11 protein-coding genes are annotated in these 16,708 nt (G+C 40.7%); 6 read left to right on the top strand and 5 right to left on the bottom strand.

Features of this window, described 5'->3' with window-relative positions; genetic code table 11:
* Nucleotides 1–54 precede the first annotated feature (54 nt).
* Together Q0954_RS28160 and Q0954_RS28155 are read right to left on the bottom strand one after the other, a co-directional pair.
* Nucleotides 55–1,014 (bottom strand): FAD-dependent oxidoreductase, encoded by a 960-nt coding sequence (locus Q0954_RS28160; protein ID WP_299463254.1) that lies wholly within the window; start codon nucleotides 1,012–1,014, stop codon nucleotides 55–57.
* A 259-nt stretch (nucleotides 1,015–1,273) separates the two neighbouring features.
* Nucleotides 1,274–1,828, bottom strand: a complete 555-nt coding sequence (locus tag Q0954_RS28155; protein ID WP_299463251.1) for a YceI family protein — start codon at nucleotides 1,826–1,828, stop codon at nucleotides 1,274–1,276.
* A 429-nt stretch (nucleotides 1,829–2,257) separates the two neighbouring features.
* Between Q0954_RS28155 and Q0954_RS28150 the strand changes: the two genes are divergently transcribed.
* Both Q0954_RS28150 and Q0954_RS28145 read left to right on the top strand, forming a co-directional pair.
* Nucleotides 2,258–2,725, top strand: coding sequence for a hypothetical protein (locus Q0954_RS28150; RefSeq protein WP_299463248.1), 468 nt, complete (start codon nucleotides 2,258–2,260; stop codon nucleotides 2,723–2,725).
* Nucleotides 2,726–3,349: 624 nt separating this feature from the next.
* Nucleotides 3,350–7,342 (top strand): SpoIIE family protein phosphatase, encoded by a 3,993-nt coding sequence (locus tag Q0954_RS28145; RefSeq protein ID WP_299463245.1) that lies wholly within the window; start codon nucleotides 3,350–3,352, stop codon nucleotides 7,340–7,342.
* Between the two features lie 186 nt (nucleotides 7,343–7,528).
* Here Q0954_RS28145 and Q0954_RS28140 read toward each other — a convergent pair whose 3' ends face one another.
* Both Q0954_RS28140 and Q0954_RS28135 read right to left on the bottom strand, forming a co-directional pair.
* Nucleotides 7,529–9,022: a M28 family peptidase gene (locus Q0954_RS28140; RefSeq protein WP_299463242.1), complete on the bottom strand. Its 1,494-nt coding sequence runs from the start codon at nucleotides 9,020–9,022 to the stop codon at nucleotides 7,529–7,531.
* A 235-nt stretch (nucleotides 9,023–9,257) separates the two neighbouring features.
* Nucleotides 9,258–9,995 carry a hemerythrin domain-containing protein gene (locus tag Q0954_RS28135; RefSeq protein ID WP_299463239.1) on the bottom strand — a complete coding sequence of 246 codons (738 nt, stop codon included), beginning with the start codon at nucleotides 9,993–9,995 and terminating at the stop codon, nucleotides 9,258–9,260.
* Between the two features lie 358 nt (nucleotides 9,996–10,353).
* Between Q0954_RS28135 and Q0954_RS28130 the strand changes: the two genes are divergently transcribed.
* Nucleotides 10,354–11,568, top strand: coding sequence for a hypothetical protein (locus Q0954_RS28130; protein ID WP_299463236.1), 1,215 nt, complete (start codon nucleotides 10,354–10,356; stop codon nucleotides 11,566–11,568).
* A 21-nt stretch (nucleotides 11,569–11,589) separates the two neighbouring features.
* Nucleotides 11,590–12,894, top strand: coding sequence for a DUF3472 domain-containing protein (locus Q0954_RS28125; RefSeq protein WP_299463233.1), 1,305 nt, complete (start codon nucleotides 11,590–11,592; stop codon nucleotides 12,892–12,894).
* A 1-nt stretch (nucleotide 12,895) separates the two neighbouring features.
* Here Q0954_RS28125 and crcB read toward each other — a convergent pair whose 3' ends face one another.
* Complete coding sequence (crcB, locus tag Q0954_RS28120; protein ID WP_299463230.1) at nucleotides 12,896–13,267, bottom strand: fluoride efflux transporter CrcB; 372 nt, start codon at nucleotides 13,265–13,267, stop codon at nucleotides 12,896–12,898.
* 191 nt (nucleotides 13,268–13,458) lie between these two features.
* Here crcB and Q0954_RS28115 point away from each other — a divergent pair, with 191 nt between their 5' ends.
* Nucleotides 13,459–15,168: a DUF4157 domain-containing protein gene (locus Q0954_RS28115; protein ID WP_299463227.1), complete on the top strand. Its 1,710-nt coding sequence runs from the start codon at nucleotides 13,459–13,461 to the stop codon at nucleotides 15,166–15,168.
* A 118-nt stretch (nucleotides 15,169–15,286) separates the two neighbouring features.
* Nucleotides 15,287–15,874: a hypothetical protein gene (locus Q0954_RS28110; protein ID WP_299463224.1), complete on the top strand. Its 588-nt coding sequence runs from the start codon at nucleotides 15,287–15,289 to the stop codon at nucleotides 15,872–15,874.
* Nucleotides 15,875–16,708 lie beyond the last annotated feature (834 nt).

Below are 16,708 nucleotides of genomic sequence, written 5' to 3'. Positions count from 1 at the left end.
CCTTAAATCACTTGAGATAAACCAGAAATGGGAGATATACTGGAGTACCATCACTTAATATTGTACAGAAGGAAAAAAATCGTCAAACTTCAAAATAATTTTATTGAGTAAACCTACGCCCAAATCGTTGATGGCTTTTTGTTTGAAAGCAGGCAAGGGGGGATCGAATGCAATATGTTGCTTTTTTAATACGCCAAGTGGCACCGTTAATACGGCAAAATCGGCTTCGTGGATTTGATTGTTTTTTGTCCACACTTTTACCATTTTATTACTCCAGTCTATGCGGTGTACTACTTGGCAGGTTTTAATAGTGAGCCCTTGGGCAAGCCGTTCAACCAATTGGCTATAGCCTTGCGGAAACAGTAATTGTTGCCCACCAAACCGCTTGCTGGTATCATACCAAGTAGATAAGTTGTCAAGAGAAGTGCCCTCGCTCAGGGCTGAAGCACGCAAACGCCATTGCAAAAAATCTACATCGTCTTGCTCTAGTTCTTTAGCTTTGATGAGGTGCTCAAGCATAAGCGTTACAGGGGTATCGTGGGTTTGCTTGTATGCCAGTTTGTAGGCACGACGCAAAAACCAATAAGACATTTCACGCTTTTGTCGCAAATCGGTATCACTCATTGGCTGAAAGTAACGGTCATACATATACAAACTGCTGTTGCGTGAGGCTACCGTTTTTATTTGGTGCTGCTGTGCCAACTGGGTCAGAGGGTTGCCCCTTGAGCCATGTATCCAGCTGGCGCCCATGTCTATAGGTATGCCCAGCGAATGGTCTGTCCAGATGCGCCCTCCTATTCTTTGCCGAGCTTCCAGTACTATTACCTCATGTCCAGCCGCTTTTAGGTCGCGGGCTGCGGCAATACCTGCAATGCCTGCTCCTATCACAAGCACTTTGGAACGGGATTGTTTTTTGGCTGCTTTCTTGTCTGGCCGCGACTCGCAAGCCCATAAACCGGTAGCTTGAGCAGTACCCAGTACAGCCAACCATCGCAAAAATTCATTTCGTGTCATGTTGTTTTTTTTAGGCAACCATCAAACATTAGGCGCTTTGTTTTAAGTTGCTATTGCTGGTTTTCACCCCATTCACCAATCGCTTTCTTTTCAATGAACAATTTAGGTCATTTATCATTTTGTAACCAATCCATTTACACAAAAACCCCGTGCAGCATATTTGCTACACGGGGTTTTTGTGATTTTGTTCGCTTCATCTGGCAGTATGTGAATGGGTTGTGTTTTCAAAAAATCACGACAAAAAACCAAGCATACTCGCTCATTTATAAGTTACCCACACTTTACAGTCTATATTATCGGCAACATTGCCCTTTTTCTTTCTGTTTTTGGGTTTACCTACGCCAAACTGTCCAATGTTTTTTACACTAAAGGCAGAATAACCTTTAATGGTACCCCCTGCTACAGTCAAAGTAGCGGTGGCATTTTGTGGCTTGGTAGTGCCACGAATGGTGATATTTCCTGACACGTTTACGTTATACTTACCATCTTTACTAAAGTTTACAGCGCTCAAGTTGGTAATTTTACCCTTGAACTTGATTTTAGGGTGATTTTTTGAGTCCATAAAACGTGATTGGTTGAAATGCTTTTGCATCAACGATTTTTTAAACTTGTAGGTTTGTACAGGTACCACAAAAATCAAGTCTCCAGTAGCAGTATTTAACAAGCTCGTTACGCTGTTGCTTTCTGCTTTGATGTCTTCAGCAGCAGTGTGAGAAAATAAGGTAGATTTACCATTTTTGGCTTTTTTCTTTTGCGCTTGTACCGCCGAAAATGCCAACAAAATGGCTAAAATTAGTAGTGAAAATTTTTTCATTGTTTTTGTTTAGTTTAGTGAAATAGAGAGATATAAATTATTAAAAGTCAACGACAAATCAAACAATGGCTTGTTCAAATAATTAAGCAGCGAGCAACCTATGATTACTTCGTCTGTTTCGGTTACAAATACCCCAAAAACAAACAATAAGTTCGCATTTAACAGGTATTTAACAAAGAATTTCTTTTGCCTTGTTTGATAACAATTTTTTAAGAAAATTAGGTGAACTGAAGAAATTAAAAGTTTGTTTGACAATCAGGAAATTATTCTCTAATATTTAAATTATATTCAATTATCTACGTGGTGAGCAATAAACAACGAGCGGGTGTTGTTCAAATTTAAGAATCATACAAACACCTGGTAATCAACACCTTTTGTTTTATACACCACTACTTCTTATTTATACTCAACTCTAAACCAAAGCAAATTATGTTAAAAAAGATTTTAATCATTATTGTGATTATAGGTGCAGCTGCAGGTGCTTACGTGGCTTATTTGTATTTTCAACCTCACCGCGATGTACAAGCATCTAAAGTAGACGTGGTGATTACAGTCAAAGACCTGGTGGCTGAGTATAAAGCAAGCGCCGACTCTGCCAATGCCAAGTACCTGGCAGCTAACGGAGAATCAAAGATTTTTGCGGTTTCCGGAAAAATTGCAGAAATCACCGAAAACAGCAACAAAGAAAAAGTGGTTACCTTACGCGAAGAGGGTAAAGAAATTGGGGTTGCCTGCACCTTTACTGCAGAAGCCTCGAAAGATCCGGCTACCCAAAAACTCAAAGCAGGTGATATGATCACAGTCAAGGGGGCCATTGCCTCAGGACCAGACTTTGATCCGGATTTGCCTACAGATGCCACTATGAGAGATTGTGCACTAAAACCCACAAAAAAATAATGAATGTTGATGCCGATACAGACAAAATTTTTGTCTGTATCTATTTCCTTTTTCTATTTTTGGTAATATCCCTTCAAACAAAGCTACTAAACCACTCAAAGTAGTCACTTATTTGATTTTATGGAACAAGTTTTGTAACCACACATCACAGATAATGAACCTGTTGTATGTTTATTATGAAAAGAGTTGCTTAGTAAAACATAAAAAATAAAGTGCTCCAAAAGAAGACAGTATCTGTGCACTGAACAATGAAAAAAACCGAGTTTTTCACAAGCTCAACGCAGTTAATCTTTGCGTAGCCAAAGCTACGGAACTATTAGCTTCGCAAAGCTCGGCATAACGTAGCTGTAGCCTCAGTTTTTTGAAGAAGTGCAACATACAAAGACGAAGTTTTATGGATTAGGTTATTTTGGTAGTTTTACTTATAAATAAAAGAATAAAAATATAAGTATTTCTTTACCTCAACAACTTATTTACGTATAAAAACTACCTTACAACCTTCTTCATTATCTATCCTATTCCCTTTACCTGGCCTTGCCCTAATCACTACCTGACTTGTCAAAGTTTGTATGTATCACATAATAAGCAATCAGCATCATCATTTATACTAAAACTGTTACTTCTATGAAATTACATATTTCGATATGTGTATTCTTTTTTACCATTTATGCTTCTTATTTTTCGTATGCTCAAACTTTAACCAATGCATCTCAAAAACCCACCGTTACCATTAAAAACAAAGGCATTCCATTTATAAAAAGTTATACTGCTGAGGATTACGGGGCGCAAAATCAAAATTGGTGGATGGCTCAAGACAAGCGTGGGGTGCTTTATGTAGCCAATTCTAAGGGGCTGCTGGAGTTTGACGGGGTACGCTGGAGATTGATTTCAGTCCCCAACAAATCTACGGTACGCTCATTGAGACGAGGCATAGATGGAGTAATATATGTGGGATGCAAAAGCTTTGTGGGTTATGTGGCTACCGACTCTACCGGACACACCTATCTTGCCTCATTGATGGATCAAATACCCAAAGACATTCAGTTTAAAGACGTGTGGGAGTCGACTGTAACCGACGAAGGGGTGGTCATGCAAACCAAAGAAGCCTTGTTTGTAGCCAAAGACAAAAAAATACAGCACATCATTCGCCCCGAAACCGCTTTTACATTTTACTTGATCACCCTTCAAGGCAAAGCTTATGTATACCAACGCAAGAAGGGAACCTTTAGAATAGAAAAAGGTAAACTCATTCCGGAACCTACTTTTGGCAAAATGAGGATCAACTTTGTGCACCCACTGGGCAACGACAAATACCTTTTTTCTAATCTTGCCGAAGAGTTAAGAGTATACGATGGCAAAACACTGAAGCCTTTTAGCCCTCAGCTAGAAAAAGTGCTCAGTGAAACCGGGCTATACTACGCTGCCCCCATTGGCAAAAAATACCTGGGGTTTGGCACCAAAAACAAGGGGGTTTTGATCACCGACAGGCAGGGTAAAATTATTCAACACATTCATAAGGGCAATGGCTTGCCCGACAACCAGGTTTATTTTTTACACCCCGATCAAAACAACAATCTTTGGGTAGGTTTGTCGCGAGGCATTGCCTTTATCGAACTCAACTCTCCTTTTACCCTCTGGAACGAGTCTTACCAACTAGAAGGCTCTATGCAAAATACTTTTATTCATCAAGGTCAACTATTGGCGGGCACTTCGGTAGGCATTTATTACAAACCTTGGAAGTCGTATGAAAACCCTATGGATGAGCAAAGGTTTTTTAAGCTACTACCCGAAACTAAAGATCATCAAGTATGGGAAATAAACAAATTTAGGGGAGAACTTCTGGCGGCCATTAACCCTACTATTTTACGCTTAGAAAATACGCCTGGGGGAATAAAAACTGCCAAATTAAAAGCCTTTGAAGGATCAGGCAGTGTATGGAGGATTACCGCTTTGAGAGAGAACCCTGACTTGTTGATGGCAGCAAGAAAATCGGGGTTGTACCTGTTAGAGTGGCAAAATAACCATTGGCAGGTCAAACATCAAGTCAAAGGATTCTCTAGAGACTCAAGGCGCCTTGTACAAGGTGAACAGAAAAATACCTATTGGATAAGCAACGGCATTCAGGGCGTTTTCAGGGTGGAACTAAATAATGTGCTTGACAGTGTAGTAAAGATAACACATTATGATAAAACCAAGGGAGGGTTGCCCTCTAATTCGGGTAATCAAGTGATCACGCTGCATAAAAAGATGCTCTGTCTGACCGAAAATGGAGTGTATGAATACAACGCTGCCCAAGATCAATTTATGAGGGAGCAAAAGCTCAATGCTTTGATTGGATACAATAAACAAATTTGGTTGTTGAAAGCAGATGCCAAGCAAAATATTTGGTATGCTTGCCGCAAAGTGGTGAACGACATAGAAGACAAGTATGCCGAGGTGGGGATTTTGCAAAAGCAAGCCAACGGAAGTTATAAAAAAATAGTGCAACCATTGAGAAAACTTAGGGCTTCGGTGACCAATGATGGTAATGGACAGTTTAACCTGGTAGATGACCGCAATGTATTGATTACGGCCAAAGAAGGGATTATACACTATGACCCAACTCAAGCGGTAAAACCACCTGTTTTTCAGGTACTACTGCGTGAGGTAGCGCTTACAGGTACCAAAGACTCGGTGATTTTTGGAGGTACTTTTTTGAGCCCCCAGGGAGAAATGCAAGCTAAGCCAGCAGCCAACTATGTGTTTCCTACGTTGCCCTACCAACACAACAGCCTAAGGTTTAGGGTAGGAAGCACCAACTATACCGATATAGAACAAAACGAATTCAGGTATTACCTGGAAGGTAGTGACAAAGGGTGGTCTGTTTGGACTAAAGAAACCTTTAAAGAGTATCCCAACCTGAGAGAAGGCAAATACACACTACGTATACAAACCCGCAACTTGTACTTGAGCGCCAGCCCCGAAGTTGTATACAGTTTTGAGATACAACCGCCCTGGTATCGTTCGGTGTGGGCATACATAGGGTATGTAGTGATAGGCTTACTCTTAGTATTAACCACTATTCACCTGTATACCAGACGTTTGCGCAGGCAAAAAGAAAAACTGGAAGAAACAGTAAAAGAGCGTACCGAAGAAATAATGTTGAAAAATGCGGAGTTGATAAACCAAAAAGAGGAAATTATTGTACAAGCCGAAAACTTACGCGAAGCCAATATTTCTATTGTGCAACAAAAAGAAGAAATATCGGCACAAGCCGAAGAACTGAGGGCGATTAACAACGACTTGGTAGACAAAAGCAAACAAATAGAAATTGCCTACGAAAATATAAAGTTATTGAGTGAAATAGGGCAAAATGTAACGTCTAAACTGTCGGTAGATCAAATAGTAGAAGTAGTATACCAAAATGTGGCAGAGCTGATGCCCGTGAGTGAGTTTGGCATTGGGTTGTACAACCCTGCTAAACAACAAATTACTTACGAAGATTACATTTATCAGGGCAAAAAGATGCCTAAAATAACTATCTCGGCCGAAGATAGAAATAGGTTTACGGTATTGTGTATTACCGGGCCAACAGAAATCGTGGTGGGAGATGTACAGCAAGAGTACTCCAAATATATTGACTCATTGGATGGTTATGGAGAAAACGAGCTATTAAATTCTTTTATTTGTATTCCACTCAAAGTAGTAGATGATGTCATTGGCTTGATTAGCATACAAAGCGCCGAAAGGTACGCATACAAGCCTTACCACCTTAACTTGCTCCGTAACCTTGCGGTATACATTACCATTGCCTTGGTAAACACTGAGAGTTATAACCAAATACAGCATCAAAAATCACAGATAGAAACGCAAAACAAAAATATTAACGCCAGTATTCGTTATGCACAAACGATTCAAAACGCCATATTGCCCAGCGATAAGTCGTTTGAACGCATTTTTGCTGATCACTTTGTAATTTATGAACCCAAAGACATTGTATCGGGTGATTTTTATTGGCTGAGTCAGGTAGAAGATTACATTTTTGTGGCAGGGGTAGACTGTACCGGGCACGGGGTACCAGGGGCATTTATGAGTATGGTGGGCAGTCGTTTGTTGAATGAAATAGTGAACGAAAAACAAATTTTTGACCCAGAGCAAATCATTGCAGAAATTCAACAAAACATCTGGAAAGCTTTGCGTCAGGAAGAGTCAGAAAATAAAGACGGAATGGACATGGGCTTGTGCCGTATCAAGTACCTGAACAATGACACAGTAGAAGTGGTGTACTCCAATGCCAAACGTCCCTTGTACTATACGCATCAACAACAACTCAACAAAATAAAACGAGACAGTGTGATGATAGGTGGCATAACCTACAAAGCTGACGTAGCCCACCCTGTCAATTACAAGTTGCTGCTTGAAAAAGGGGACATACTTTACCTAAGCAGCGATGGTTTTGCTGATACTCCCAGCCCTAAGAGGAGGTCGTTTGGAGAAAAACGATTATTAGACACCCTGGAAGAAATAATGCCACTGGCACTAGGTACTCAAAAAGAAAGGCTAATGGAGGCAAAGGCTGCTTTTCAGGAAGATGCCAAACAAAGAGATGACATTTTGTTGCTGGGACTAAAGCTCTAAATTTTACCTGGTATACAATCAAAGAGGCTGTCTCATAAATCAAAAGAGACAGCCTTTATTGCGTTAAACCAGTAAATTGAACCTATCGTTCCTCATCAAATACTATTGGACTTGCGACTTGTCGCACCGATATGCATCGGCATCCAAGGACTTGAAGCTTGCCCCTACTACTGACCTTTCACATAATCATTTATTGACCTTGTCTACCTTGAGGCGGTTTTCACGGTTGGCAATCTTCCAGGCAGTATGAAATACCAAACGTCCAATCTTTTGCATCTTACCAAAGTGTATTTTCTCAATAGTATCGGTAGGCTTGTGGTAATCGGCGTGGGTACCATTGAAATAAAAAATAATAGGAATATTATTCTTGGCAAAGTTGTAATGATCTGAACGGTAGTAAAAACGGTTAGGGTCTTTTTCGTCGTTGTATTTGTAGTCGAGCTTAATGTTGGTGTATTGTTTATTGGCTTCTTCGTTGAGGTTGTGCAATTCAGAAGAGAGCTTATCAGAACCAATTACATATACATAATCAGGATTGTCTTTATACCGATCGTCAATGCGCCCTACCATGTCAATGTTGAGGTTGGCTACAGTGTTTTTTAATGAAAATATAGGGTCAAAGTCGGTATAATAACTAGAGCCCAGTAAACCTTTTTCTTCGCCCGAAACTGTCATAAACAAAATACTACGGAGAGGAGTTTTTCCCTCTTTTTTGGCTTTAGCAAAAGCCTCTGCAAGTTCCAGCACTGTTACCGTACCCGAGCCGTCATCGTCTGCCCCATTGTATATTTCATCGCCACGTTTGCCAATATGGTCATAGTGTGCTGTAATCACCAATACCTCTTTCTTTTTGTCGCCACCTTCCAAGAATCCCAGCACGTTTTCAGACGAAACTCCGGTTTTTACTTCTTGCTCGGCAGTTAGTTTAAATTTAACTGATTTGGTGCCTATTTTGGTCTCTTTTTTTATAAACTGCTCTTGGGTAGTTTTAAACAAATTGGCAGCTGTTTTGGGCGACAGCATTACAATAAACTTATCTTTTTTACTTTTTAGCTCGCCCCTTGTCCAGCGTTTTACATAGTAAGATAGGTATTTGAGGACTTCATCGTATTTTTTTTGGTTGGTGCCCACAATCATAAAAATCTGACTGGCTCCGGCATTCTGGGCAATGCTACGTTTTTTTCTTAGCTCACGTACTCCATCTATAAAAAACGCTACTGGCTTGCCTTTGACCTTTACCTTTTCATAATTGGCTTTGTTGCCATCGCCCATATAAACTACTCTGTACGATTTTTTTACTTTTGCATTGATAGATCCCAAAGCGTATACATCGGTCAAGTAAGTAGTTTTACTTCCTTTTTTGGTGGCAATGCTTACATCTTTCCATTTAGACTTTACCAAGTCAAATTTTTGAAAGTAGCTTTTGCCTTCTGCAGTTTTTACTGGAGGCAACAAGCCCAATGCTTTGAAATGATCGGCAATGTATTTGGCGGCTTTTTTTTGCCCTGGCGACCCAGTGTCACGTCCTTCCATTTCGTCAGACGCTATCACAGTCAAATGCTTTTTAAGGTCTTTTTTGGTAACTGTTTTAGCATACTTCACAGCAGTTTCGTCTTTTTTCTGGCTCCATACAGTAGCACTTACAAAACATGCCAAAAAGATGAGGGTGAAATTTCTCATAGTTATCATTTAATTTTAAGGTTGGTTGTGTACCTCAGTAGCCATTGGCTACAAGTAAAGTTAATTAACTCATAATAATTAATTGTTATTATAAGCCAAGTACTTAAACTTCCAAAGTTATAGATTTATGGCATAATTCGGATATATGTTTCACATTTAGCAACAAAAAACCTGTGGATATGTAAATTCATTACCACAGGTTTATAAAGAATAACTGTCTTTTGCCAGGCTTTGACTAAGATACTGCCAACACCTCTGTTTCTAGCTGAATAGCTTTAGGAAACAAAATATCGTTTTCTATTTTTGCATGAATCTTCAACTCTCCTTCAAACGATTTCAAGGCATCTAAAATTACTTTGGCGTGCAAATCTTCTGACGAAGCCTGTGCGTATTGATTGGTCAGCTCACGCATGCCACTCATCTCGTTATCCTCTTCCCGGTGTTCTTTTTCATAATCTGCCACGGTCTTACCCTGCGATTTCTGCTGAAGCTTTTCTATAATCTCTTTGCTGACAGGCTTACCTCCCGCGTGTTTTTTTACTTTATTAAGGGTTAGAATGTACGCAAACAAGGTGTCTTCTTCCTCGTAAATATGCTCAATAAAATCTTTGAAAAAATGAGGAAATATTAGCTTAAGGTCTTTTACTACTGCCGAAGAGTCCTGGTAACTTTCGAGCAAACTGGCAATATAAGACAAACGTTGTTTGATAAACACATAATGACTGTGCTTGAGGTATTCTACGATAAGCTCTATGGGGTATTCTTCCAGGTTGATTTGGGCTTTGTCTTTGACAAGGGCGCTTTCGTTTAAACGGCGAATGACCAAGGCGGCATCTACGTCGTGTTCCTGACATACTTCGCCCAGGGTTTTTTCGGTATAGTTAAAAAAGTGAATGCCTAGAAAGTGTAGTACCGACGCTGACTCGGGGTTGTTGCTCACCAAATCAGTGATTCTTGTGTTTATTTTATCCATAATATTGTTCCAAGGTTTTGTATGTTCAATTTTTGCTCGCTTGTTGGCACATTGTCTGAGAATGTATAAGTAAAGGTAGGACGGGGGTTACAGGCAAACAATGACATTGATCATTTTTTGTTTTTTTTGTCACAATCAGAGGGCACTCAGTTTTTTTAATAATTAGTAATTTTTAATTAAAACCCTGAAGGTCGTATACTTGTAAGTTGATTGGCAAGCACTGAAGATAAGTACCAAAAAGCTCTTAAATAATTCAAGTGGCGAGTTACCAGCGTCTGGCTTGTGGCTTGTCGCACCGATATGCATTGGTATCTAAAGGCTTGCCCCTGTGGGTGCTATTTACTACAAACTACAATTTATGTCTGCATTTAGATCTGTGCAAGAACTGATGACTACTTTGAGTCGGCATCGGGGCTTGATTCACAATTTGTTTTTGAACCGGATGGGCGAAACCACTCTAGAGATGGCTTTGACGCTGGTAAATGGCGATGAACGGTTGATCCAGAGCCTGGTGGCTAAAAATATTTTGGTACGCGATGGCGAAACTGTCTTTTTGGATGAACGTATCCTCGGCTTTTTAGAGGATTTTCTGGAAGTAAACGAAGAGGTTCAAAATTATAAAATAGATGAGCGAATTACCTTGCTGAAAAGCAACATGGAATATTTCCAGAATGAGAAAAATACTCGCCAACGCGAAGAATACCTGCACAAGATCAAACAAAACCTACAGGGGCTGGGCAAAATCATTCGTCGCAATGTGATTGACCTGGGCAAACAGATTCAGCACGATTATAAGACGGAGACTAATTTTACCAATAAGATTCTCAAAATTGAGCAACATAACCAAAAAAGCCAACGCCTATCGCAGCTAGTGGCAGTGGTAGAGGGTATTCTTGCCAACGATGCGTTTTTTATGCTTGCCAACGACGAGTTGCTCCGCCGTTACCGCATTGAGCTAAAATATGACTTGCGTGATACTAAAATAAACCTGATAGAGCTACACCAGGAAATTGTCAATTGCCTTAACCGGGTAGAAAACCAGGTGCAGGTATTTAAAAAGCTCCAGGCAATCAAAAGGCTCAAAGACCATTATGAACTGGAAAAAAAGACCAATGTGCTGGATTTGTTTGCCGAAAACCAAGATTTGTTTTTCCAAAATCGCCTTACTTTTCCGGCCCGCCCCTCGCTAGAGTGGCTGCAAACCGACCACGGCTACGACTTGATAAGTAAACTGGTAGGCAAGCGTCAACACAAAACCCAACAAAAAGAAATACTGGAAGCGCGCACGCTTAAGGCAGGGCAGGTAAACACCCAACCCATTCAGGAAAAGCGCATTAACTACGCCCAGGTCAAGCAAAAGTTTGTAGAAAGCAAACAAAATTTATTTGATTTTATCTGGCAATACCCTTTTACTCCTGCGCTCAATGCCGAAGAACGAGTACAACTTTTTTGCAAGGTGGCGTTGTTGTATGAAGATGAGATGGATTTTACTAACAAAAACAAACAGGTAAAAAGCGAAGAACTGGGGCAAACCATTCGTTATGCAGTCATTATGCCTTTAGAGCTTGTTTAAAACTCTTCTATTGATTAAAAAATGATGCTCAAAATCACCATGTATACAAAGATAAAGCTCATTATAAGTGTATTTTGCTTGCTTTCGCTGCAGGTAGTTGCCCAGCCCAAACTACGCATTCCGGCCGCAGGCAATGCCTGGGTTTCGCCCAATGTTTTTGACTCTCATCAAGTCATTAGCCGTCAAGGGGTTACTCAATGGCAAAAGCCTGATCAAACCATTGATTTTTATTTTTATGTTCCCAAAACAGGTAAAATCAAGCTTTGGCTAACCAGTAAGGTAAACAATGGCAGCTCTACCATTGCCACCATTTTTGAGGGGCATTACCACACTCTCAAACTCTCTGGCTCCTCTTTTCAAGAGGTGTTTGTGGGCGAATATGACTTGATAAAAAAAGGATACCAAAAACTCACGATCAAGGGTTTAAACAAAGAGGCTTCAAGTTATGCTCAAATTAGCCACTTGGTGCTACAGTTTGTAAATCCCACCCAACCTCTATCGGTGTTACACGTCAAAAACGATTTTCATTTCGGTCGTAGAGGCCCTTCAGTACATTTGACTTATACCCTCCCTCCTCAAAAAAACATTCGCTGGTTTTACAACGAAATCCTGGTACCCCGTACACAGGATGTGCAAGGATCTTATTTTATGGCTATAGGGTTTAAACAAGGATATTTTGGCATTCAGGTAAACTCACCCACTGAACGTAGGGTATTATTTTCGGTATGGAGCCCTTATAAAACTGACAATCCTCAAACCATTCCTCCTGAATACCGGGTCAAGCTATTGAACAAAGGCAAAGGAGTACACACGGGCAAATTTGGCAATGAAGGCTCGGGTGGGCAGAGCTACAAGGTGTTCGACTGGCAGGCAGGCATCAAGTACAAGTTTTTGCTCAAGGGCGAACCCTCTGGCAATCAGACTACTACCTTTACTGCATACTTCTTTGATCCGGTAAAAAAACACTGGCATTTGATTGCCTCATTTCAACGCCCCAAAACCAACACTTACCTCAAGAATTATTATTCGTTTTTAGAAAATTTTATAGAAGATACGGGTGCCCAGAGCCGCCAGGTATATTTTGGCAACCAGTGGGCAAGCGATACTGAAGGGAATTGGCATGAATTGACTCAGGCTAAGTTTACGGTAGATGCCACCGCTCGAAAAAACGCCCGAAAAGATTACACAGGAGGAGCAAACGGAGGCTATTTTTACCTCAAAAACTGTGGCTTTTTTAACCCCGACAAGGCTCCTAATATAGTATTGAAGCGAGCCGCCCTGCATCATCGCCCTGTAGTTCAGTTCGATGCCTTGCCCAAACAGTAAATCAGGCTGCTTTTGTAAGGCTATACCCCAAATACACAAATACAATGCATAGTACTACATTGCCTCCAGCGTTTGCCAACCCTTGAGCGATGCCTTGGTTTTTGAACAACTGCATGGTTTCGTAACTAAAAGACGAAAAGGTAGTAAAACCACCCAAAAAACCGGTGACCAACAAAGGTTTCCAATAGGTAAAAGGCTGGGTTTTTGACTCAAACCAGGCGATGACCAACCCAATTAAAAATGAGCCTAGTACGTTGGCAGCAAGGGTGCCATAAGGAAAAGCCACCTGCGATAACCTATTGACCAAATTGCTTAGCGCAAACCGGCTTAAAGCTCCCAAGCCTCCTCCAATAAAAATGTAAAAATAAGTCATTGCTATATCAGTAATTAATCAATTTGTAACATATCTTATCTCTTTTTGTTAATTAATTTTTCCTTGTTCGCTAACTTTCTCAAAGTTTTGCTAAATTAAGGCGTAGAAATGTATCTCAACTTTTGTGGTTTAAAAGTAACAAGATAGATTTTGTGTGAAAAACCTAACATCATTACCCACAGATACAACTTATGCAAGCAAAGATCAAAAACGAAGAAGCAGCCAAACAACAGGCAGAAGCTGCCCAAAGGAAAGAAAAAAAAACTGAAAAAAATCATTCTACCATTCAGGCCAAAGGGTTCAATCACAAACCTCTGCCACAACCCATCCCAAGTAAGCAAGGTAATCAACCCCTGATTCAGGCAAAGGGTTTTAGCGGCGAACCATTGCAACCCATACAACGCAAAACAGGGAGCCAACCCCCGATTCAGGCAAAACAACAACCTATACAGCGTAAAAGCAACTCAAACGGGTTGCCTCAGCAATTGCAAAGCAATATGGAGAGTATGAGTGGGGTAGATTTATCGGACGTAAAGGTACACCGAAACTCTGACAAGCCTGCCCAGCTAAAGGCACACGCTTATGCTCAAGGTACCGACATTCACCTTGCCCCCGGACAAGACAAGCACTTGCCCCACGAAGCCTGGCACGTGGTACAACAAAAACAAGGACGGGTGCAAGCCACCACCCAAATGAAAAACAGCAATGGCAAGGTAGGCGTTAACGACAACCCAGCCCTGGAACGCGAAGCCGATGTCATGGGGGAAAAAGCCCGGCAAGGAACCCAGGGAACTACCAAAACTGAGCAAACCAACGGCAATACATCATCTACTGTACAGATGAAAAACGCGGTAATACAACGTGTACCCAAAAATAGCCACTATGGTACATTTACTGACACTACCTATGCCCTACAGTCAGGAGACAAAAAACTTCGTATGGTGCTCAATTTTAAACCAAATACCAATGCTGATTCTACTAAAGTAGGGCTCACCCAAACTGTAAAAGCCATAAAAGCAGGAAAAAAAGCCACCATTGACCCCAATGCCAGCACCAAAATGGCTCCCGATGGACATAGAATAGACCAGCATTCCAAGTATAGAAATCCTCTCTATGCTACTGGTAGCGAACCCGTGACAAATAAAGATAAACTTGAAAGTTATTCTACCACCGCAAGTTGGGGGCAACATGGGGAAAAAGACCCAAATACCAAGGTATGGACAGATGCCATATTAAAAGATACACCTACTGTAAGCACCAGCAATAACTCAAGCACAGAGTTTGAAACGGCGGCCATTGCCTTAGAAGGCAATGATAAGGGAACATATTATGGATCGATCAAGTGGGGATGGAAAAAAGATGGCGCTGGAAAAGTGACCAAAACTACTTTTGATATTGTATCTAAGGGCACTCCTTCCAAAAACTTTCTAAAAGCCGTTAAAGCGTGGAATGATGGCACAACCCGCGGCACTTACGTAGCCAAGGCAGATAATACCCCTTTATATGGTGGCACACTCAAAGAATTGGGCAAACTAAACAAGGGTGACACTTTTATTCAAGAAAAAGCTGCTGAAGCGGGTGGAATCATTTACACGTATGGCAAAGTAACCAGTGGTACCCAAAACACCAAAAAAGGGTACATTAAGTCAAGCGACCTGACAGATAAGGGAGATGGTAAAAACACCATTGATTTACCCTTGGTAGCAGTAAAACTCACCAAAGAAGCCAACGTTCCTCTGTATGTTGACGCCGATAAAAAAAATAAAGCCATGGACTTGCCTATCAATACCAGGCTTAAAGTAACAGGGGAGGAAAAAGGGCTGCATAAGGTCGAAATTGTAGATGGAACGAATACCACCAAAACTGGTTATTTGGAAAAAAATAAAATCAAAGATGAATAATTATTCCGCACAAAGCTATTGGGTCAAATATATTATTATGCTCACGATAGGCAGCACTTGCTTGCTGCCTTCTATGGCGTGCCAATCCCAAACTACAACAAACAAATCCACTCATACCATGGCTCAATCACCTCAAAACACTATGGTTCATAAGTTGATGAACAATGCTTATGGCGACTTTTTTAACTATCTAGAACGAGACCAAGCCATCAATAGGGCTTGGAATGAACCTAATAGCTTAGAAAAGCTCAAAAACATAGTAAGTACCCCAAGCCTGCCACTTAAGGCTCGTTTTTTAGCCTGTGAAGTACTGTTTGAAAAACATTTTACATTTGTAGCTGATGTAGGAGGGGCATTGGTGGCTAAAATATACGCCGATGCGCTGGTAAACAACCAGACTGGAATGGCCAACTCGTGGGGTTTTTTGTATGAACAAGATGATGCTGGACCTACTGGTATCCGTTTTTCGATGATAGGCAAAAGCAGTGTGCCCTATTTAGAGGCTTTGCTTGACAACAATCAACGTACCTTGCTATATGCTGGCAGCAAAGAAGCCACCATAGGCAATGCCTACCAATACCGAATTAAAGACTTTGCCGCTTTTTATTTGTCTAAAATCACCCTTACTCCCATTACTTTTTATCAAGATATGGCCAAGCGCGATGCTGAAATTGAACGATTTAAAAAGGAGTTGGCAAAAAATTAAGCCAAGACTTTGAAACTGTACAGTTTTTTATACCAGGCGTTTCTTGCCTTTTTTGCTAATTTTACATTGAAAACCGTACACTTTTTTATAGCAGATAAGCCTTGATTTTTTTGATAGTTTTACAGCATAAAAATAGCTACTAATCTGCTGAGTTGTAGAATAAAACCTGGTTTCGGTTCCCTCAGGCATCCGTTCATTTCCCCGAAGGCAAGTTCGGGATCACGGATTTTCTTTAGCTAAAAAAACGAACCAAAAAAAGCCACCGCTGTAGTTTGCTTGGCTAAAATTTGTTTCATTACGCCGAACCGCAGGGCGAAGCCCAAGCTCTGCCTTTTTCGGCTAAACAGCTCAAACATTCCCTCGTTCCTCGGTCAGTGATCTGTTTTTACGGCTTCATTTCTCAAATTTCTTAACGCCCACAAACTAAGGCGGAAAGTAAAGACGCTGTTTTTCAAGCACTTTTGAGACTGATAAAATTAAACTCTGCACAAGTATTAGTAGTGAAAAATTAGTGTACGGTTTTGAAATTTTACAACATAAAAATGGACGTTGATCTGCTAAGTTGTAGGGTAAAGCCTAATTTTGTGTGCCTCAGGCATCCGTTCATTTCCCCGAATCAAGTTCGGTTCACAACTCCGAGCTTGCTCTCGGAGGATCATGGATTTTCTTTAGCTAAAAAAACGAACCAAAAAAAGCTCCGAATCAAGTTCGGCTCGCAGCTCCGAGCTTGTACTCGGAGGATTCTCAACTTCACGCTAACAAACTAAGGCGGAAAGAAAGACCTTGTTATTCAAGCACTTTTAAAACTGATAAAGTTAACTTCTAAGCAAATAT

Source organism: uncultured Microscilla sp. (genome assembly GCF_947493425.1).
GTDB lineage: Bacteria > Bacteroidota > Bacteroidia > Cytophagales > Microscillaceae > Microscilla.
The sequence above is the reverse complement of the archived record's forward strand: the minus strand, read 5'-3'. Positions and strand labels throughout refer to the sequence as shown.